The sequence below is a fragment of the Pseudomonas sp. Pmew2 genome (genome assembly GCF_058129885.1).
On record NZ_CM176702.1, the window covers coordinates 5293162 to 5314231 of the forward strand.

Below are 21070 nucleotides of genomic sequence, written 5' to 3' on the forward strand. Positions count from 1 at the left end.
GAGGGCGGCTGTCAGTCCTGCGGACGCAGACGGTACTGCGGCGGCAACTGCTCGAAACCGCTGATGGTCACGTCGAGGCTTTTCCAGCGACCGTCCTTGATGCCGTAGATGCAGCCATGCACAGACAGGCTCTGCCCACGGTGCCAGGCGTTCTGCACAATGCTGGTGTGACCGACGTTGGCCACTTGCTGAATCACGTTCAGCTCGCACAGACGGTCGACACGTTCTTCCTCGGTCGGCAGCTTGGCCAGCACTTCACGGTTTTCGTAATACAAATCACGAATCGTGCGCAGCCAGCCGTCGATCAGGCCGAACTGGCGGTCCTGCATGGACGCGCGTACACCGCCGCAACCATAGTGGCCCGTCACCAGAATGTGTTTGACCTTCAACACGTCCACTGCGTACTGGATCACTGACAGGCAGTTGAGGTCGGTGTGCAACACAACGTTGGCCACGTTGCGATGGACGAACAGATCGCCGGGCAGCATGCCGACGATCTCGTTGGCCGGGACACGTGCATCCGAACAACCGATCCACAGGAACTCAGGTGTTTGCTGGCGGGCCAGCTTGGCGAAAAACTCTGGGTCTTCCTGCTTTATCGCATCGGCCCAGCGTGCATTGTTATCAATCAGGTCTTGTAGCTCGTTCATGCTTTGACGCCTCGATAATGATGCCCAGCCTTGGACTGGAGTCGAATCCTTCAAGTCACGCCTATTTGCCACTACTGACAAAATTCACCGAAGCTCGTCGGTCAACAAAAAGGAATCTTCAAAGTCGTGGCCGGTCCATTTTTTACGACCACCTGAAATGAGGATTTCCCATGAACGATTCACGCCGTCCGTTCGGTGCTACCGAACCGGACCCCATCGACGATAACGAAGACCGTATGGGCTCCATGGAAACACTCGACTTCGACGAAGAAGATCCTGCCCGTATCGGTGATCTTATCCCTGAAGACGAACTGCAACATGAAATTCCGGATCAGCGTGTGCGTGAGGCAGGCCTGACCGGTGCCTCGACTGACGATCACCATTCGACCGATGACGATCTGTCTCCGGAAACCCTGATCCGCGAAGACGGTGCCCGTTCACCGAACGAGCAGGGCGAAGACGATCCTGCCGACCTGGACCTGACGGTAGTCGATGAAGATGACATCGGTGGTGGCAACGGGCTCGACGAAGAGGAGATGGCCATTCTTGACCCGCTGGATGGCAACACCCAGCGCTGACAGCCAGCACTATTCGAAAAGCGTACAGGCCATGACCACAGCGTCTTCGCGGCCGCCGACTGCCGGGTAGTAATCGCGACGTCGGCCTATCTCGTTGAAACCGTAGTTTTCATACAGACGATAGGCTGGACGATTACTGTCACGCAGCTCCAGAAAGCATTCCCGAGCGTTTAGCTGATAAGCACGTTTCATCAGATGATCCAGCAGCAGCAAGCCAAGACCACGGCCCTGATTTTCAGGTTTGACGGTGATGTTGAGCAGATGTGCTTCATCGATGATGACCTGAATCACACCATGTCCAACCTGCTGCGCTCCTTCGAACATCAGCCAGATCTCGTAGGACTTGAGGCCATCGAGAAAGATGCCGCGTGTCCAGGGATGGCTGAATGCTGCGTATTCGATTTTCAGCACCGCATCCATATCGGCTTCGGTCATGGGGCGGAAGGTTACGGCATCACTCATCGATCGATTTCCAGCGCGTCATCAGCCGACGCATGGCTTTCCAGACATCGGCCTTGCGCTCAGGCTCGTCCATCATTAATTCAAGACCCGGCAACGCCCAGGCAGTGCCCAGACCTTCGATCTGCAATTCGCGGTTATAGGATTCGGCGTCGGCTTCACCGGCGAACTTCATCGAAGGCAAACCGATCAGCCACAGGCACGCACAGGGTTCGTCCTCAAGCCGGGCACCGACAAAGCCTTGCACGAAGTCGCGCGCCGCTTCCGGGCCCTGATCCATCTGGCCGCGCACCAGCAACGGCCAGCGCACCGGTTCGCCGATAATCTGCGGGCTGTCGGGCAGACCGGCAGCGCGCAGCATGTCCTTGAGCAGCAGGTAGGACGGATCGCGGCTCTGAAACGGCTGGCCGGTGGTCAGTTCTACCAGCAGCAGGCAACGGCCGGCACGCAGCAATTGCAGGGCAAAACGCGGTGGCGGCACAACCGGAGCCTTTGGCTGCGCAGGCGCGACCTCTTCGACCGCGGCAACTGTGCGCGTGCTGGCCAGTGACGGACGCGGCACCTCGACCTTCGGGCGCTCGGGCTGCCGGGCGATCGGCACCACGTTCGCAGCTTCGACCGGCGCAGCGTGCGCAGATGGCGCGGCAGCAGGCGCAATGTTCTGCACCTCGACCGGCGGCGGTAACGGCGCAAGCAGCTCCGGACGCGAGGGCGCGGCGAATGGCAGTTCTGTGCGCGGCAGCCAGTTGACCACCTGCATGGCGGTCAAATAAGCGCGGCGACGGGACTCGTTGAGCAAGGGTCAGCCACCTGTGGATAAGTTAAGCGCGCAATTCTAGCGTTGTTCGCCTTTTTGCGCTGCAGCATATCGCCCGCAGGTGAAATATCAGGCGACTGATGCAGTACAATTGCCGCTTTTCACTTGCCAACAGTCGGCCTAACGATGATCGAACCCAAGCGCGTCCTGCGCGCCCTTGCCGAGCACTGGGCGCTACTCGAGCCCTTATGCGAACACTTCGACCAGGGTACGTTGAGCCTGAGCGAGCTGCGCCTGCAATTGGGCGCTCAGCAGCAGGACAGCACCCCGCAAGACATCACCAACCTGCTGGACGTGTGGATTCGTCTGGACATTCTGGTGCCCGTCGCGAAAAGTCCGAACCGCTTTGAGCTCAACGCACAGATCCATGACTTCCTGTCCTACCTGCGCCGCGAGCACCGGCTGGGCCTGTGCCTGGAAATCGAGGCTTATCTGCGCCATCTGGAGCGCCTGGCCGGTTACATTCAGGACGCGTTCGATATTCGCGATGCCAATGATCTGGCCAGGCAGCTGCGGCTGCTGGACATGCGCGTGCGCGACGTTCTCAAGAAGCTCGCCAACGACGAACAGGCACTGGTCGCGGTCGCCGACCGGGCCAAGACCAGCGACCGGCAGATCCCCTTGCGCCAGCGGTATGCAGAAGTTCTGGCCACCTGGGATGAATACGTCGAGCCGATGATTCAACTGGTCAATGCCGACGGCGCTTTCGAACAGGGTGTGCGCAAGGTCGAGAATGTGCTGCTGCGCCTGCTGACCGAGCAACAACGCCTCGGTCATCTGGTCGATGACGACATGCTGCTGCGCACCCATGCGCGCATTCTGGAGATGCAGACCAGCGCCCAGCTGACCTTGCGTCATGCACGCGAGCTGCTGTTGCCGCTGCGCGAGGAAGCACGTCGCCACAACGCGGTGACTCGTGGCGCGGCGCTGGCCCTGTCGGCGATTCGGCGCAAGGGTCTGGACGCAGTGCCACAGGCTGCCATGCCATTGTTTACCCGCCCGCAAAGTACCTTTCTGGGCAGCGCGAGTCAGGTCGAGGCTTACGTCTATGCCTTGGCGCGCTTTGAACCCAAGCCTGCGAAATTCCCCAAGGCCAGTGGTACACGCAAGGGCGAACCGCCCCGCGCGCCACGTACGGTCAAGGAAATGCTCGAACGCTGCGAAAGCGCCCTGCCGATGCCTGACCTGATGGTCTGGTTGCTGGAGCAGGAACCGACTGGCGAAACCGACGAGCTGTTGTACTGGTTCTCGCGGTTGTCGCGGGACAAGCGCTTCGCCCGTGAACGCCTCGAGCGTCGCGAATATTTCACCCGGGAGCACCGCGTCAGCCTGCGCTCCTTTGCCCTGCTCGCCGCAAAAGACGAGCAGCCAGAGCATTCCGAGAGCCCTGTTCATGCATCTTGATCTATCCGAAATGTCCCAGCTCGCGCCGATCTTTCGCGAGCTGTTCAAGGGCTATCACATCAGCCGCCGCGACCCGGAGCTGTATGCCCAACTCTCCAACTGCCAGGACCAGTACCGCGCGCTGTTCAAGGCACTGGGCTACGAACTGATCTGCGACACCCGTGGCTTCTACTATTTCGTGCCTGAACTGGCTGCCGCGCAGGTCAACAAGACCGCTCAGCGTCTGGCGCTGTTCACCTTCATCCTCGTCGAGCATCTGGCCGATCAGGGCCGCGACCCGATGGCCGTGCTGGATGGCGGCAGTCTGGGCCGTGACGAACTGCCTTCGATGCTGGAAAAGTACCGGGACCTGTTTCTTCAGGCGGAAGTGCAGACCCAGGAAGAGCTTGAAGAGAAGATCATGCGCCGCATGACGCAACTGGGTTTTGCCAGTGAAGAGGTCGGTATCTACCGCTTCCTGCCGCCGATGCACCGTTTTCTCGATGTATGCCTGTCGGTGCAACAGGACCGCGATCTGGCGGCCAGCCTGCATAGCGCCCTGCCACTGCCAACGCCTGTGCTCATCGATGACGACAGCGACGAGAAGCTGCTGGAAACCGATGACCCGCTGGACCTGGCTGAATTCGGTGAAGAAACCGAGGAAGAGGCACTTGCCCGGGCAATCGCCGATGAGCAACGACAGGAGATGGACACATGAGCCAGGAACGTTATGGCATCCGCCGCTTTGCCCTGTTGAACACCGCCGGTTACAGCCTCGGCCTGTTCCCGCTGGAAAACCCGCTGTCGGTGTACGGCGCGAATAACCTCGGCAAGAGCGCCTCGATCAACGCTCTGCAATTCCCGATTCTGGCACGCATGTCGGACATGAGCTTCGGCAAGTACAGCCTTGAGCAGTCCCGGCGCTTCTACTTTGCCACCGACACCAGTTACATTCTGGTGGAAGTCTCCCTGCCCCACGGCCCGCATGTGATTGGCGTGGTAGGCCGCGGCCCGGGTGGCGGTTTCGGCCACCAGTTCTTTGCCTATGCCGGCGAGCTGGACCTGGGTCATTACCAGAAGAACGACACCTGCCTGCGTCAGAAAGAGCTGTTCAGCAACCTGGAAAGCCAGGGCCTGAAAGCCTACGAACTCAAGCCGGACGAGTTGCGCCGCCTGCTGGTCGGCGGTCATACCTCGATCCCGCTGGACCTGACCCTGATCCCGCTACGCTCCACCAGCGAGCAGAGCCTGAAGACTTTCCGCGCGCTGTTCATCAACCTGCTGCACATGCGTGAAATCACGGCAGCCAAACTCAAGCAGCTGTTTCTCGATGCGTTCGAGCACAGCCTGCGTTCGGGCAGCGTCGACTACATCGCCGCCTGTGAAGAAGCTTTCCGCGACGTGCGGCGCATGGAACAGGATTACAACTCGCTGGTACTGGCTGGCCCGCTGGTCGAGGCACTGGCTTCCGGGGTCAAACAGCGTGATCTGTTGCGCGGCAAACTGCATCGTCTGTCGCCGATCCTTGATTCACTGCTTGGCACTTGGTCGGACTACTCTGGCGCGCGCAAGGAAGAACTGGTCGCTCAGGCCGAGCATTACCGTGCTCAGCAGGATGAGATGCAGAACGATCAGCGCAGCAGCACTCAGGAACTGATGCGTCTGGAGCGCGAGATCAGCAGTATCCAGCGCTGGGTCGGCGAGCTGTCGGTGCTGAAGAATCGTTTCGCGCTGGTCGATGACGTCAAGGTGCTGGAGCAGCAACTGCTCGCAGCCAAGGATGCTCACGATGAGCTGGCCGGTGCGCTGGCCCAGTCCCGGCAGTTCAGCGCCGAAGACCTGGACGAGCGTTTGCGCGACCTGGAGAAACGCCTCAAGTCGGTCAAGCAACAGCTCGACCACGCGGACAACAACAGTTACGCCCGTCTGCGTGAAGAGTTCTCCCAGCCGGACGTAGAACGTCTGATGCGTCTGTTCAACAGCGCACTGTTCAGCTTGCCGTTGGGTGAGCAAGGTATTGCGCTGGATGATGGCGATGCGTGGGTCAAGTCGCTGGAGACCATTCTGGATGGCTTCAAGGGCGATCAGTTTGCAGTACAGGGGCTGACAATCAACCTGTCGAGTATCGAGCCTCCTGCCCTGCAGGCGCTGGCCGATCGTGCTGCGCTGCGCGATCAGAAAGGGCGTCTGGAAAAAGAACTCAAACAACTGAAAACCCAGCAGGCTGTGGCCGCCGACCGCGCGGCGAGCAAGACCCGCACCGAGGCGCTGTATCAACAGGTGCTGGATGCTCAAAAAGCACTTGAAGACTTCCGCCGCTGCCAGACCTTGAGCGCGGAGGAGCCAGGCAAGCTGGAAGAGCTGGCGCAGATGGAAGCCGCTCAGGATGAACTGAAACGCTCCAGCGATGCATTCACCGAACGCGTCCAGCAGCTCTCGGCCAAGCTGCAACTGATCGCCCGTCAGATTGGTGACATGGAATCCAAGCAACGCACGCTGGACGACGCGCTACGTCGCCGCCAGTTGTTGCCTGCGGATCTGCCGTTCGGCACGCCGTTCATGGACCCGACTGATGATTCCATGGATAACCTGTTGCCACTGCTCAACGATTATCAGGACAGCTGGCAAGGTCTGTTGCGCAGCGATGGGCAGATCGAAGCGCTGTATGCCCAGGTTCGCCTCAAGGGCGTGGCCAAATTCGACAGCGAGGACGACATGGAGCGTCGCCTGCAACTGCTGATCAATGCCTACGCACACCGTACCGATGAGGCACTTACGCTGGGCAAGGCTCGTCGCGCTGCGGTTACTGACATCGCCCGCACCCTGCGCAATATTCGTAGCGACTACGATAGCCTTGAGCATCAACTGGCGCTGTTCAACCGCGAGATCAACAAGCGTCAAGTCTCTAACCTGGCAAGCTTCCGTATCGTGCTCGCGCCGAACAAGGAAGCACTCAAGCACATCGACCAGATTATCCACAGCGCCGGGCAATATGAAGAAGGCGAGACGCTGTCTGTCTTCGACCTGAGCCAGAGCGCCGAGCAGGACAACAAGAACGAAGAGGCCAAGGAGTATCTGGCGCGACTTGTGGCTGCCAACCATAACCAGTTGGGCTTGAAGGACTTGTTCGAGCTTGCATTCGAGATCACCAAGGTCAATGGTCAGCCGGTTATCCACACCGATATCGACGGCGCGGCGTCCAACGGCACGACGATGACCATCAAGGCATTGACCAACATGTACCTGTTGCTGCACTTGATGGATCGGGATCAGGCTGGTCGGGTGCGCTTGCCTTATTACCTGGACGAAGCAGCAGACATCGATGAGAAGAACCAGGCTGCGCTGCTGGAAACGAGCCTGCAACTGGGCTTCGTTCCGATTCTGGCAAGTGTGAAGCCACAGGTCTCGGCTCACGTTGCCATCGACCTGGAAGGCGGCAGCGGGCCTAACGGGATATACATCGATGAGGCTGACTGGAAATACATTCAGCGTCGTGATGATGTGAAACCAGCGGTTCCAGAGCTGGCTTCGTAAGGGTCGTTAGCTGTAGTCAGAAGGCCGCATGAGAATGCGGCCTTTTTTATTGTCTTCGAATTGAGTGAGGCCATAGTGCAGGCCTTGCACAAACAGACTCTTTATTCATTGAATTCACAATGGGGTGCAGCAAACACGCATACGATTACGAGACGCTGGCCTGGAGTGACCTCATGAAAACCATACTGTTGACGGTCTTGCTGACCGTTGCTGCAACAGCGCATGCAACCGACTATTACGTTGCCCCAAATGGCAATGATCACGCTGCCGGTACAAAAGCCGCACCATTGCAATCCATCATGCGTGCGCAGCAAACCGCAAAAGCCGGCGACACGGTGTATTTTCGCGGCGGAATCTACACCTACACAGCAGGCATCAACAGCTGCGCTACCCGTACAGACACCGTCAATGCCATCACCCTGAACAACAGCGGCAGCGAAAACAAACCTATACGTTACTGGGCCTATCCGGGCGAAACACCGGTGTTTGATTTCTCGGCCATGAAAGACGATTGTCGCGTCAAAGGCTTCAACGTTACCGGTAGCTGGTTGCACCTGAAGGGGCTGGAGGTAACGGGCGTGCCGCAGCAGCCGGATAACCATCTCAATCACGAGTCCTGGGGTATCTGGAACAGCGGCAGCCACAACACTTTCGAGCAACTCAACTTGCATCACAACATGGGGCCAGGCCTGTTGATTCAGAACGGCGGTTATAACCTGGTACTCAATACCGACTCCCACCACAACTACGATCCTTACACCTCAAACGGCGCAGGTCAGAGCGCTGACGGCTTCGGCGCACACATCAAGGCGGGGCATCCAGGTAACGTATTTCGCGGTTGCAGAGCCTGGGCCAATTCCGACGACGGCTTTGACCTGATCAATGCCTTCTCGCCGGTAACCATCGAAAACTCGTGGACATGGCAGCAAGGCTACCTGCCTGGCACGCACACCAAACTCGAAGCGGGCAACGGCAATGGCATCAAAGCGGGCGGATACGGTGGCAAGTATGTGCCCAATGGTGTGAAACATATCGTCCGTAATTCAGTTGCCTTCGACAACAAATCCGCCGGTTTCTACGCCAATCACCATACATTGGCACTGGACTTCATCAACAACACGGCTTTTTCCAATGGCGCAAACTACAACATGGCGGGTATCGCGCCAGACGGCTCGCTGATCCCTCTCGGCCACCTGCTCAACAATATTGCCTACAAGGGACGGTTGACCGTAAACAGCGAAGGACTGGATATGGCCCACAACTCATGGGCATTGCCAACGCCTGTAACCGACGCTGACTTTGAAGATGTCTCGGACACTGGTTGGGATGCGCCGCGTCAGTTGGATGGAAGTCTGCCAGTGCTGAGCAGCTTCCATCTGCGCCCCGGTAGCAGATTGGCAGGCATGGGGGCGTTCAACTGAGCTGAGGGAATCCCTGGCTCCAATGCAGAGGTTTGTGGAACCCCAGACAAACAAAAACCCTCAACGCATAAGCGATGAGGGTTTCTGGAATTTAATCTTGACGATGACCTACTCTCACATGGGGAAACCCCACACTACCATCGGCGATACATCGTTTCACTGCTGAGTTCGGGATGGGATCAGGTGGTTCCAATGTTCTATGGTCGTCAAGAAATTCGGGTACCGAATCGTGCCATGCGGCGCGCTTCAGCAAATCGGGTATGTGATAGCTCGGTGCGGTTGTGACGCAAACCTTCGGTTCATGTCATCTTCACAGTCACCGCAATCTGATGCTCCTGTCAGGAAGTCCACTCAAATTGCTTGGGTGTTATATGGTCAAGCCTCACGGGCAATTAGTATTGGTTAGCTCAACGCCTCACAGCGCTTACACACCCAACCTATCAACGTCGTAGTCTTCGACGGCCCTTTAGGGAACTCAAGGTTCCAGTGAGATCTCATCTTGAGGCAAGTTTCCCGCTTAGATGCTTTCAGCGGTTATCTTTTCCGAACATAGCTACCCGGCAATGCCACTGGCGTGACAACCGGAACACCAGAGGTTCGTCCACTCCGGTCCTCTCGTACTAGGAGCAGCCCCTCTCAAATCTCAAACGTCCACGGCAGATAGGGACCGAACTGTCTCACGACGTTCTAAACCCAGCTCGCGTACCACTTTAAATGGCGAACAGCCATACCCTTGGGACCGGCTTCAGCCCCAGGATGTGATGAGCCGACATCGAGGTGCCAAACACCGCCGTCGATATGAACTCTTGGGCGGTATCAGCCTGTTATCCCCGGAGTACCTTTTATCCGTTGAGCGATGGCCCTTCCATACAGAACCACCGGATCACTAAGACCTACTTTCGTACCTGCTCGACGTGTCTGTCTCGCAGTCAAGCGCGCTTTTGCCTTTATACTCTACGACCGATTTCCGACCGGTCTGAGCGCACCTTCGTACTCCTCCGTTACTCTTTAGGAGGAGACCGCCCCAGTCAAACTACCCACCATACACTGTCCTCGATCCGGATAACGGACCTGAGTTAGAACCTCAAAGTTGCCAGGGTGGTATTTCAAGGTTGGCTCCACGCAGACTGGCGTCCACGCTTCAAAGCCTCCCACCTATCCTACACAAGCAAATTCAAAGTCCAGTGCAAAGCTATAGTAAAGGTTCACGGGGTCTTTCCGTCTAGCCGCGGATACACTGCATCTTCACAGCGATTTCAATTTCACTGAGTCTCGGGTGGAGACAGCGCCGCCATCGTTACGCCATTCGTGCAGGTCGGAACTTACCCGACAAGGAATTTCGCTACCTTAGGACCGTTATAGTTACGGCCGCCGTTTACCGGGGCTTCGATCAAGAGCTTCGCTTGCGCTAACCCCATCAATTAACCTTCCGGCACCGGGCAGGCGTCACACCCTATACGTCCACTTTCGTGTTTGCAGAGTGCTGTGTTTTTAATAAACAGTCGCAGCGGCCTGGTATCTTCGACCGGCGTGGGCTTACGCAGTAAATGCTTCACCCTCACCGGCGCACCTTCTCCCGAAGTTACGGTGCCATTTTGCCTAGTTCCTTCACCCGAGTTCTCTCAAGCGCCTTGGTATTCTCTACCCAACCACCTGTGTCGGTTTGGGGTACGGTTCCTGGTTACCTGAAGCTTAGAAGCTTTTCTTGGAAGCATGGCATCAACCACTTCGTGTTCTAAAGAACACTCGTCATCAGCTCTCGGCCTTGAGATCCCGGATTTACCTAAGATCTCAGCCTACCACCTTAAACCTGGACAACCAACGCCAGGCTGGCCTAGCCTTCTCCGTCCCTCCATCGCAATAACCAGAAGTACAGGAATATTAACCTGTTTTCCATCGACTACGCTTTTCAGCCTCGCCTTAGGGACCGACTAACCCTGCGTCGATTAACGTTGCGCAGGAAACCTTGGTCTTTCGGCGTGGGTGTTTTTCACACCCATTGTCGTTACTCATGTCAGCATTCGCACTTCTGATACCTCCAGCAAGCTTCTCAACTCACCTTCACAGGCTTACAGAACGCTCCTCTACCGCATCATCAAAAGATGATACCCGTAGCTTCGGTGCATGGTTTGAGCCCCGTTACATCTTCCGCGCAGGCCGACTCGACTAGTGAGCTATTACGCTTTCTTTAAAGGGTGGCTGCTTCTAAGCCAACCTCCTAGCTGTCTAAGCCTTCCCACATCGTTTCCCACTTAACCATGACTTTGGGACCTTAGCTGACGGTCTGGGTTGTTTCCCTTTTCACGACGGACGTTAGCACCCGCCGTGTGTCTCCCATGCTCGGCACTTGTAGGTATTCGGAGTTTGCATCGGTTTGGTAAGTCGGGATGACCCCCTAGCCGAAACAGTGCTCTACCCCCTACAGTGATACATGAGGCGCTACCTAAATAGCTTTCGAGGAGAACCAGCTATCTCCGAGCTTGATTAGCCTTTCACTCCGATCCACAGGTCATCCGCTAACTTTTCAACGGTAGTCGGTTCGGTCCTCCAGTTAGTGTTACCCAACCTTCAACCTGCCCATGGATAGATCGCCCGGTTTCGGGTCTATTCCCAGCGACTAGACGCCCTATTAAGACTCGCTTTCGCTACGCCTCCCCTATTCGGTTAAGCTCGCCACTGAAAATAAGTCGCTGACCCATTATACAAAAGGTACGCAGTCACCCAACAAAGTGGGCTCCCACTGCTTGTACGCATACGGTTTCAGGATCTATTTCACTCCGCTCTCCGCGGTTCTTTTCGCCTTTCCCTCACGGTACTGGTTCACTATCGGTCAGTCAGTAGTATTTAGCCTTGGAGGATGGTCCCCCCATATTCAGACAAGGTTTCTCGTGCCCCGTCCTACTCGATTTCATTGCAAAGGGATTTTCGCGTACAGGGCTATCACCCACTATGGCCGTCCTTTCCAGAACGTTCCGCTAATCTCAATACAACTTAAGGGCTGGTCCCCGTTCGCTCGCCACTACTAAGGGAATCTCGGTTGATTTCTTTTCCTCAGGGTACTTAGATGTTTCAGTTCCCCTGGTTCGCTTCTTGCACCTATGTATTCAGTACAAGATAACCATCTTATGATGGCTGGGTTCCCCCATTCAGACATCTCCGGATCACAGTCTGTTTGCCGACTCCCCGAAGCTTTTCGCAGGCTACCACGTCTTTCATCGCCTCTGACTGCCAAGGCATCCACCGTATGCGCTTCTTCACTTGACCATATAACCCCAAGCAATCTGGTTATACTGTGAAGACGACATTCGCCGAAAGTTTGCATTCACAAACTTTACCTTAGCCCGGACACACACCAGTGAAAGAGGTGCCCGGTCTATTTCTTTCTATCACATACCCAAATTTTTAAAGAACGATCTAATCAAAGACTAGAAATCAACATTCATGCACTGATCGTCAGGATCAATGGAATGCTCATTTCTAAGCTTTCAAACAGAAGCAGTAAGTGGTGGAGCCAAGCGGGATCGAACCGCTGACCTCCTGCGTGCAAGGCAGGCGCTCTCCCAGCTGAGCTATGGCCCCGTATTTCTACAGGCGTTTCCCACACAAAATTGGTGGGTCTGGGCAGATTCGAACTGCCGACCTCACCCTTATCAGGGGTGCGCTCTAACCAACTGAGCTACAGACCCAATTTCGAGCTTGTAGCCGCTAGCGTTGAGCTATCAGCTTGGAGCTTAAAGCTGCTTCTAATCGTCTTCTTCAATGAATCAAGCAATTCGTGTGGGTGCTTATGGCGCAGCTGAGTCGTCGATTAAGGAGGTGATCCAGCCGCAGGTTCCCCTACGGCTACCTTGTTACGACTTCACCCCAGTCATGAATCACACCGTGGTAACCGTCCCCCCGAAGGTTAGACTAGCTACTTCTGGTGCAACCCACTCCCATGGTGTGACGGGCGGTGTGTACAAGGCCCGGGAACGTATTCACCGCGACATTCTGATTCGCGATTACTAGCGATTCCGACTTCACGCAGTCGAGTTGCAGACTGCGATCCGGACTACGATCGGTTTTGTGAGATTAGCTCCACCTCGCGGCTTGGCAACCCTCTGTACCGACCATTGTAGCACGTGTGTAGCCCAGGCCGTAAGGGCCATGATGACTTGACGTCATCCCCACCTTCCTCCGGTTTGTCACCGGCAGTCTCCTTAGAGTGCCCACCATTACGTGCTGGTAACTAAGGACAAGGGTTGCGCTCGTTACGGGACTTAACCCAACATCTCACGACACGAGCTGACGACAGCCATGCAGCACCTGTCTCAATGCTCCCGAAGGCACCAATCCATCTCTGGAAAGTTCATTGGATGTCAAGGCCTGGTAAGGTTCTTCGCGTTGCTTCGAATTAAACCACATGCTCCACCGCTTGTGCGGGCCCCCGTCAATTCATTTGAGTTTTAACCTTGCGGCCGTACTCCCCAGGCGGTCAACTTAATGCGTTAGCTGCGCCACTAAGAGCTCAAGGCTCCCAACGGCTAGTTGACATCGTTTACGGCGTGGACTACCAGGGTATCTAATCCTGTTTGCTCCCCACGCTTTCGCACCTCAGTGTCAGTATCAGTCCAGGTGGTCGCCTTCGCCACTGGTGTTCCTTCCTATATCTACGCATTTCACCGCTACACAGGAAATTCCACCACCCTCTACCATACTCTAGCTTGCCAGTTTTGGATGCAGTTCCCAGGTTGAGCCCGGGGATTTCACATCCAACTTAACAAACCACCTACGCGCGCTTTACGCCCAGTAATTCCGATTAACGCTTGCACCCTCTGTATTACCGCGGCTGCTGGCACAGAGTTAGCCGGTGCTTATTCTGTCGGTAACGTCAAAACAATCACGTATTAGGTAACTGCCCTTCCTCCCAACTTAAAGTGCTTTACAATCCGAAGACCTTCTTCACACACGCGGCATGGCTGGATCAGGCTTTCGCCCATTGTCCAATATTCCCCACTGCTGCCTCCCGTAGGAGTCTGGACCGTGTCTCAGTTCCAGTGTGACTGATCATCCTCTCAGACCAGTTACGGATCGTCGCCTTGGTGAGCCATTACCTCACCAACTAGCTAATCCGACCTAGGCTCATCTGATAGCGCAAGGCCCGAAGGTCCCCTGCTTTCTCCCGTAGGGCGTATGCGGTATTAGCGTCCGTTTCCGAGCGTTATCCCCCACTACCAGGCAGATTCCTAGGCATTACTCACCCGTCCGCCGCTCGCCACCAGGTACAAGTACCCGTGCTGCCGCTCGACTTGCATGTGTTAGGCCTGCCGCCAGCGTTCAATCTGAGCCATGATCAAACTCTTCAGTTCAAACATCTAACTGGGTTTTGAGAAAACCCTAAACTTGGCTCAGCAATCGTTGGTTACATCTTTGATTTCTCGCGGAGTAACTTGGGCTGCTGATAATCTGTTGACTTCAGTCTGACACCACAAGCACCCACACGAATTGCTTGATTCAGTTGTTAAAGAGCGGGTGGTTAAGAGCTTTCGTCTCAACCGAGGCGCGCATTCTACAGCGTCTCTTGTATCTGTCAAGCGGTTATTTTAAGAAGCTTTCAAAGTTTCCTTTGCAACTTCAACCACTTGCGCTTCGATCAACTCTTCAGTTGCTCATCAGCGGGAGGCGAATTCTACAGCGTTACAACCGCGTGTCAAACTCTTTTTTCTCACCGCTGTCGATCACTGCTGACTCGACCTACTTCCTCGCTGACTCTTCACTCCAAATCCTTGTAAACCATTGATCTACAAGGCTTTTTCGTTTCCGTCTGCGCCGGAAGTGGGGCGAATTATAGACAGATCACAGAGGGCGTCAACCGTTATTTTGAACTTTCTTCGATCCTGTCCCGGCAGAGCCTCCAGGACGCGGGATTCGCCTTGTAATCATTGGAATCCGCAGCAGCAACAGGAACGCGCCTATCCCCGCATACAGCGCCCATTCCTTAAGGTCAGCCCTGACAATCCAGAACATGTGCAGCAAGCCCAGCCCCAGAATCACATATATAAGCCGGTGTAGCTTCTTCCAGCGCGCTCCGAGTCGACGCTGACTATAGCGATTGGACGTCACAGCCAAAGCCAGCAGCCCGAGAAACGCCAACGCACCCACGATGATATAGGGACGCTTTACCAACTCTACGCCCAACTGGCCTAAATCCAGCCCGAGGATGAACAGCGCATACATCGTCATGTGCAGCACTACATAAGCAAAACACCACAACCCCAGTTGACGACGGACAACGATCCATCCCGGCCAGCCGGTCAGGCGCTGCAAAGGCGTCATGGACATTGTGATCAGCAACATCACCAGAGTCGCTAGCCCGAAATCTTCTACCAGAACCTTGCCCGGATCAGGCCCCAAGGCAAAGATCCATGCCTGATAGAGCCACCAGACCGGCGCAACGCACGCGGCGAGAAATACAGCCAGACGCCAGAACGGGTATCGCATCAATAGTCCTTCCGCAAATCCATACCGGCATACAAGGCACCCACCTCCTCCTCATAACCGTTGAACATTTTCGTGTCGCGCAGATTCGGACTGAACAGGCCGCTCGGCAAGCGACGCTCTCGGGCCTGAGTCCAACGAGGGTGATCCACCGTTGGGTTAACGTTGGCATAGAAGCCGTACTCATTTGCCGCAATGCTTTGCCATGTGGTCTTCGGCTGCTCACTGACCAGACTGATACGCACAATTGACTTCACACTCTTGAAGCCATACTTCCAAGGCACCACCAAACGCAGCGGCGCGCCGTTCTGATTAGGCAACTCACGCCCATACATGCCCACCGCAAGAATCACCAATGGATTCATCGCCTCATCCAGCCGCAGTCCTTCTACATACGGCCAGTCGATGAGGGCAAAGTCAGAGCGTTGCCCAGGCATGGACTTTGGGTCTTCAAGCGTTTCGAAGCGAATGTATTTGGCCTTAGAGGTCGGCTCTACCTGCTTAAGCAGTGCAGATATAGGAAAGCCCATCCAGGGAATGACCATCGACCAGGCTTCGACGCAGCGCAGCCTGTAGATCCGCTCCTCCAGCTGATAAGGCTTCATGAAGTCTTCCTGCGCATAGCGGCCCGGCTTGCCGACTTCGCCATCGATCACGACGCTCCACGGTTCGGTCTGCAAGGAACCGGCATTCTTTGCCGGATCGCCCTTGTCGGTACCAAACTCGTAGAAGTTGTTGTAGTGGGTCGCGTCCTTGAACGGCGTGATCGCCTCATCCTTGACGTTGACCGCCTGCCATTTTGTAGAAGGCAGCTTGTCGGCAAACCAGCCCGGCGCTTTCCCGGGCTCTACATCCGCATAGCGCAAAGCGTCTGCAGCGCTTGCCCAGCGTGGCAGTGCCGTGACGGCCAGACCCGCAAGCGAGCCGCCGAGCAATGTACGTCGCGAGAGATAGATGGATTCAGGCGTGACGTCCGACTCTTTGGAGTCGGACGAAGAAGGAAGCTTGATTAGCATGATGACTCCGCAGGCCAGGGAACTGATGCACCAATAGACTACGGAGTATGGTGGAAATTAGATCATTGACTAGGCCTTGCGGCGACGCAATAGATACTGAATCGGTCCAGACAGGGCATAGGCGAGGAATATCAGCAGCAGAATACGTGGCGGATCGCTGAATACCACGGCAAACACCAGCACCACGGCCAGAATCGCAACAAAAGGTACACGCCCTTTCAGGTCCAGCTCCTTGAAGCTGTTGTACTTGATGTTGCTGACCATCAGCATGCCTGCCGCCGCAACCAGCAAGGCCACCAGGAACGACAGCTTCGAACCCTGAATCCCGAAATCACTGAACGCCCAGACCGTGCCGGCCACAACACCTGCCGCAGCCGGGCTAGCCAAACCGATGAAGTAACGTTTGTCAGCCTTGCCGACCTGAGTGTTGAAGCGCGCCAGACGCAATGCCGCGCCCGCCACATAGATGAAGGCGACCATCCAGCCCACCTTGCCCATGTCACCCAATGCCCAACCGAATGCCAGCAACGCGGGTGCCACACCAAAGGCGACCATGTCGGAGAGGGAATCGTACTCGGCACCAAACGCGCTCTGGGTATTGGTCATGCGCGCAACGCGACCATCCAGCCCGTCGAGAACCATGGCGACGAAGATCGCAATGGCAGCGAACGCGAAATACTTGCTCGCGCCGGCGGTATCACCCGCGCTCATCGCGCTTTGTGCGCTCATGGAACTGATGATGGAGTAAAAGCCAGCGAACAGGTTCGCAGTGGTAAACAGGTTGGGCAGCAGATAGATACCGCGATGCCGGACCTGCCGGCCTTCGGCGTCATGCCCTTCTTCTACATGTTCATCGATAGGTAGCAGACTTTCAGCGTCGGAGGCCTTGTTGGGCTCCTCGGGACGTTCGCTCATGGAGATTACCTTGCAGCGGTATGAAAAGGTTCGACAGAGGTCTGCCGCGAGGGTTCGGCGGCAAACGATGCAGCTTTATACCAGAGCCTGACCCATAACGAAAAAACGCGACCGATTGGCCGCGTTTTTTTTTGCGAAGCTAAAGCTTAGTTCTTGTCTTTGTCGACGATTTTGTTCGCAGCGATCCAAGGCATCATCGAGCGCAGTTTCTCGCCGATGATTTCGATGCCGTGGGCAGCGTTGTTACGACGCTTGGCGGTCATCGATGGGTAGCCGGTAGCGCCTTCGCTGATGAACATCTTCGCGTATTCACCGTCCTGGATGCGCTTCAGAGCGTTGCGCATGGCCTGGCGGGATTCAGCGTTGATGACTTCAGGGCCGGTCACGTACTCGCCGTATTCGGCGTTGTTGGAGATCGAGTAGTTCATGTTGGCGATACCGCCTTCGTACATGAGGTCAACGATCAGCTTCAGTTCGTGCAGGCACTCGAAGTAGGCCATTTCCGGCGCGTAGCCAGCTTCAACCAGTGTTTCGAAACCAGCTTTTACCAGCTCGACAGTACCGCCGCACAGAACAGCCTGCTCGCCGAACAGGTCGGTTTCAGTCTCGTCCTTGAAGGTGGTTTCGATGATGCCGGTACGGCCGCCGCCAACGCCCGAAGCGTAGGACAGGGCAACGTTCTTGGCGTTGCCGGAAGCATCCTGATAAACCGCGATCAGGTCAGGAATACCGCCGCCCTTGACGAACTCGGTACGTACGGTGTGGCCTGGAGCTTTTGGCGCGATCATGATCACGTCGAGATCAGCGCGCGGTACAACCTGGTTGTAGTGAATCGCGAAGCCGTGGGAGAACGCCAGTGTTGCGCCCTTTTTCAGGTTCGGCTCGACTTCGTTCTTGTACAGCTGGGACTGAAACTCGTCCGGGGTCAGGATCATGACCAGGTCGGCAGCAGCAACGGCAGAAGCAACATCAGTCACTTTCAGGCCATGAGCCTCGGCCTTGGCGACAGTAGCCGAACCTTTACGCAGGCCAACAGTGACATCAACGCCGGAGTCTTTCAGGTTGCACGCTTGAGCGTGGCCTTGCGAACCGTAACCGATGATGGCGACTTTTTTGCCCTGGATGATCGAAAGGTCACAGTCTTTGTCGTAGAAAACTTTCATGGAAATCCCCTGTTATCTTGGCCGTTCAGGCCATTTGCTTAATTGATTTAAATGCTCAGCACTTTGTCGCCACGGGCAATGCCCGTTACGCCGCTGCGTACTGTTTCCAGGATAGCGGCGGTGCCGATGGCCTGAATGAAGCTGTCCAGTTTGTCGCTCGTGCCACTCAGCTGCACGGTATAAACGCTGGCGGTCACGTCGACGATCTGCCCGCGGAAAATATCCGTGGTGCGCTTGATCTCGGCACGCTGCGCGCCAGTGGCCTTGACCTTGACCAACATCAGTTCGCGCTCGATGTGAGCGCTTTCCGACAGGTCGACCAGCTTGACCACTTCGATAAGTTTGTTGAGGTTCTTGGTGATCTGCTCGATCACCTCATCATGGCCTACGGTGGTGAGCGTCAGACGCGACAGGGTCGGGTCTTCGGTCGGCGCAACGGTCAGGCTTTCGATGTTGTAGTTGCGCTGGGAGAACAGACCGACGACGCGAGACAATGCACCCGGTTCGTTTTCCAGCAGCAGGGAAATGATATGGCGCATGATTATGTCCGCTCCGTCTTGCTCAACCACATATCGCGCATGGAGCCGTCCTTGATCTGCATCGGGTAGACGTGCTCGGTCACATCGACCTGAATATCCATGAACACCAGACGATCAGTCATGGCAAAAGCTTCTTCCATCTTCGGCTTCAAGTCCTTCAGGTCAGTGATACGCATGCCAACGTGGCCATAGGCTTCGACCAGCTTGACGAAATCAGGCAGCGATTCCATGTAGGAATGCGAGTGACGCGAGCCATAGCTCATGTCCTGCCACTGACGGACCATGCCCAGAACACCGTTGTTGAGCAGGATGATCTTCACCGGCAAGCCGTATTGCAGGCAGGTCGACAGTTCCTGAATGTTCATCTGGATACTGCCTTCACCGGTCACACAGGCAACGTGCGCATCCGGAAAGCTCAGTTTGACGCCCATCGCAGCCGGGAAGCCAAAGCCCATCGTGCCCAGACCGCCCGAGTTGATCCAGCGGTTCGGCTTGTTGAAACGGTAGTACTGCGCAGCGAACATCTGATGCTGGCCAACGTCCGAGGTGACGTAAGCGTCGCCCTTGGTGACTTCGCACAGCGTTTCGATAACGGCTTGCGGCTTGATGACCGTGCCATCGCCACGGTTGTACGGGAACAGATCACCCGCACCGCGCCACTCGTCAATCTGCTTCCACCACGCGGCAACGGATGCCTTGTCAGGTGTCTCGCCGATCTCTTTCAAAGTGGCGACCATTTCGGTCAGCACGCTTTCGACAGGACCGACGATAGGCACGTCCGCCTTGATGGTCTTGGAGATCGAAGCCGGGTCGATGTCGATGTGGATAATTTTGGCATTCGGGCAGAACTTGCTGGCGCCGTTAATGACACGGTCATCGAAGCGCGCGCCGACTGCCAGGATCACATCGGTGTGGTGCATCGCGAGGTTGGCGGTGTAGCTGCCGTGCATCCCGAGCATGCCGACGAACTGACGATCCGTGCCCGGATAGCAGCCAAGCCCCATCAGGGTATTGGTGACCGGAGCGTTGAGCAGTTGTGCCAGTTCGGTCAGTTGCGCCGACGCATTGCCCATGATCACGCCGCCACCGGCGTAGACGATAGGACGCTTGGCCGCCAGCAGCATCTCGACGGCTTTGCGGATCTGGCCGGAATGGCCACGAACCGCCGGGCTGTAGGAGCGCAGCTTGGCTTTTTTTGGAAAGACGTATTCGAATTTCTCGGCCGGGTTGGTCATGTCTTTCGGAATGTCGACTACTACAGGGCCCGGACGACCGGACTGCGCCAGGTAGAAAGCCTTTTTCAGGACTTCCGGGATTTCCGACGGGTGCTTGATCATGAAGCTGTGCTTCACGATCGGTCGGGAGATACCGATCATGTCGGTCTCCTGGAAGGCATCGGTACCCACCAGCGTGCTCGCTACCTGACCAGACAGAACCACCATCGGAATGGAGTCCATGTACGCCGTGGCGATACCGGTAATGGCATTGGTTGCACCTGGACCGGACGTCACCAGCACCACGCCCGCCTTGCCGGTAGCCCGCGCATAGCCGTCGGCCATGTGCGTGGCAGCCTGCTCGTGGCGAACAAGGATATGGCTTACCGCCGGTTCTTTGAACAGGGCATCGTAGACATGCAGGAGGGCACCGCCCGGGTACCCATAGATATGCTCAACGCCTTCGTCACGCAAAAAGCGGACGACCATTTCAGCGCCAGATAAAAGCTCCACGTTGTTCACCTCTAAAACGCCAGAATACCGCCCACTCCGGGACGGGTCTTAATAGGTTTACTGCCAGCAGAGCATGAGCGACGGTGGTCGCCGACTACGTCAGCACTGACTGAGCAAGTATTGGGAGGTCCCTGAGTGTTGCGGAACATTCCCACCCAGCGCGAGGTAACGCGTTGCGGGTGTTACAGGTCGGCGCGGGTGTGCGCCTCATGATCTACTGAGAGGGTCTGCTTCTGGCAGTCCTTCTACAGCGAACTTTGGATTGTTGTGATTCCCCCCCTTCAAGTCAAGTGATCCGTGCGCTTTCTTGACAGAGGACCGGGGAAATCGCACCGTTTCGGACTGAAATGCACCGTTATGGTAGTTTTCTGTGAGCACAGACTCTCAAGGA

General features: G+C 56.2%; 14 protein-coding genes, 2 tRNA genes and 3 rRNA genes. 5 read left to right on the top strand and 14 right to left on the bottom strand.

Annotation, left to right across the window (positions count from 1 at the left end):
* Window positions 1-11: 11 nt before the first annotated feature.
* On the bottom strand, window positions 12-650 hold the full coding sequence (gene can / locus AC4ANK_RS24510; protein ID WP_002552086.1) for a carbonate dehydratase: 639 nt from the start codon (window positions 648-650) through the stop codon (window positions 12-14).
* Window positions 651-820: 170 nt separating this feature from the next.
* On the opposite strand from can, the gene AC4ANK_RS24515 reads away from it, so the two are divergent.
* Complete coding sequence (locus tag AC4ANK_RS24515; RefSeq protein WP_002552085.1) at window positions 821-1228, top strand: hypothetical protein; 408 nt, start codon at window positions 821-823, stop codon at window positions 1226-1228.
* 9 nt (window positions 1229-1237) lie between these two features.
* On the opposite strand, the gene rimI is transcribed toward AC4ANK_RS24515, so the two are convergent.
* Together rimI and AC4ANK_RS24525 are read right to left on the bottom strand one after the other, a co-directional pair.
* Complete coding sequence (rimI, locus tag AC4ANK_RS24520) at window positions 1238-1690, bottom strand: ribosomal protein S18-alanine N-acetyltransferase (protein ID WP_002552084.1); 453 nt, start codon at window positions 1688-1690, stop codon at window positions 1238-1240.
* Window positions 1683-2486: a hypothetical protein gene (locus tag AC4ANK_RS24525; protein ID WP_002552083.1), complete on the bottom strand. Its 804-nt coding sequence runs from the start codon at window positions 2484-2486 to the stop codon at window positions 1683-1685. Before AC4ANK_RS24525 ends, rimI begins: the two co-directional genes overlap by 8 nt.
* A gap of 144 nt (window positions 2487-2630) precedes the next feature.
* On the opposite strand from AC4ANK_RS24525, the gene mksB reads away from it, so the two are divergent.
* From mksB to AC4ANK_RS24545, 4 genes are all read left to right on the top strand, one after another.
* Complete coding sequence (mksB, locus tag AC4ANK_RS24530; RefSeq protein ID WP_002552082.1) at window positions 2631-3908, top strand: Mks condensin complex protein MksB; 1278 nt, start codon at window positions 2631-2633, stop codon at window positions 3906-3908.
* Window positions 3898-4605 (top strand): Mks condensin complex protein MksE, encoded by a 708-nt coding sequence (gene mksE / locus AC4ANK_RS24535; RefSeq protein ID WP_002552081.1) that lies wholly within the window; start codon window positions 3898-3900, stop codon window positions 4603-4605. The genes mksB and mksE overlap by 11 nt, the downstream gene beginning before the upstream one ends.
* Window positions 4602-7421 carry an Mks condensin complex protein MksF gene (gene mksF / locus AC4ANK_RS24540; protein WP_002552080.1) on the top strand — a complete coding sequence of 940 codons (2820 nt, stop codon included), beginning with the start codon at window positions 4602-4604 and terminating at the stop codon, window positions 7419-7421. Before mksE ends, mksF begins: the two co-directional genes overlap by 4 nt.
* 173 nt (window positions 7422-7594) lie before the next feature.
* A complete protein-coding gene (locus tag AC4ANK_RS24545; protein WP_460384279.1) occupies window positions 7595-8842 on the top strand; it encodes a right-handed parallel beta-helix repeat-containing protein in 1248 nt (415 codons plus the stop codon).
* A 95-nt stretch (window positions 8843-8937) separates the two neighbouring features.
* On the opposite strand, the gene rrf is transcribed toward AC4ANK_RS24545, so the two are convergent.
* The 11 genes from rrf to AC4ANK_RS24600 form a co-directional block, all read right to left on the bottom strand.
* A 5S ribosomal RNA gene (gene rrf / locus AC4ANK_RS24550) occupies window positions 8938-9053 on the bottom strand.
* A 160-nt stretch (window positions 9054-9213) separates the two neighbouring features.
* A 23S ribosomal RNA gene (locus AC4ANK_RS24555) occupies window positions 9214-12106 on the bottom strand.
* A gap of 239 nt (window positions 12107-12345) precedes the next feature.
* Window positions 12346-12421 (bottom strand) — tRNA-Ala (locus AC4ANK_RS24560).
* 30 nt (window positions 12422-12451) lie between these two features.
* Window positions 12452-12528, bottom strand: a tRNA-Ile gene (locus AC4ANK_RS24565).
* Between the two features lie 123 nt (window positions 12529-12651).
* Window positions 12652-14190, bottom strand: a 16S ribosomal RNA gene (locus tag AC4ANK_RS24570).
* The 16S, 23S and 5S rRNA genes sit together here with 2 tRNA genes alongside, the layout of an rRNA operon.
* A gap of 499 nt (window positions 14191-14689) precedes the next feature.
* Window positions 14690-15322, bottom strand: coding sequence for a protein-methionine-sulfoxide reductase heme-binding subunit MsrQ (gene msrQ, locus AC4ANK_RS24575; RefSeq protein ID WP_031598457.1), 633 nt, complete (start codon window positions 15320-15322; stop codon window positions 14690-14692).
* Window positions 15322-16335, bottom strand: a complete 1014-nt coding sequence (gene msrP, locus AC4ANK_RS24580) for a protein-methionine-sulfoxide reductase catalytic subunit MsrP (RefSeq protein ID WP_460383536.1) — start codon at window positions 16333-16335, stop codon at window positions 15322-15324. Before msrP ends, msrQ begins: the two co-directional genes overlap by 1 nt.
* Before the next feature lie 69 nt (window positions 16336-16404).
* Window positions 16405-17250, bottom strand: coding sequence for a CDP-diacylglycerol--serine O-phosphatidyltransferase (gene pssA, locus AC4ANK_RS24585; protein ID WP_002552077.1), 846 nt, complete (start codon window positions 17248-17250; stop codon window positions 16405-16407).
* Between the two features lie 146 nt (window positions 17251-17396).
* The gene (ilvC, locus tag AC4ANK_RS24590; protein ID WP_002552076.1) at window positions 17397-18413 is read right to left on the bottom strand and encodes a ketol-acid reductoisomerase; all 1017 of its coding nucleotides are present in this window, start codon (window positions 18411-18413) and stop codon (window positions 17397-17399) included.
* A gap of 47 nt (window positions 18414-18460) precedes the next feature.
* Window positions 18461-18952 carry an acetolactate synthase small subunit gene (ilvN, locus tag AC4ANK_RS24595; RefSeq protein WP_002552075.1) on the bottom strand — a complete coding sequence of 164 codons (492 nt, stop codon included), beginning with the start codon at window positions 18950-18952 and terminating at the stop codon, window positions 18461-18463.
* A gap of 2 nt (window positions 18953-18954) precedes the next feature.
* Window positions 18955-20679, bottom strand: coding sequence for an acetolactate synthase 3 large subunit (locus AC4ANK_RS24600; protein WP_002552074.1), 1725 nt, complete (start codon window positions 20677-20679; stop codon window positions 18955-18957).
* Between the last annotated feature and the right edge of the window lie 391 nt (window positions 20680-21070).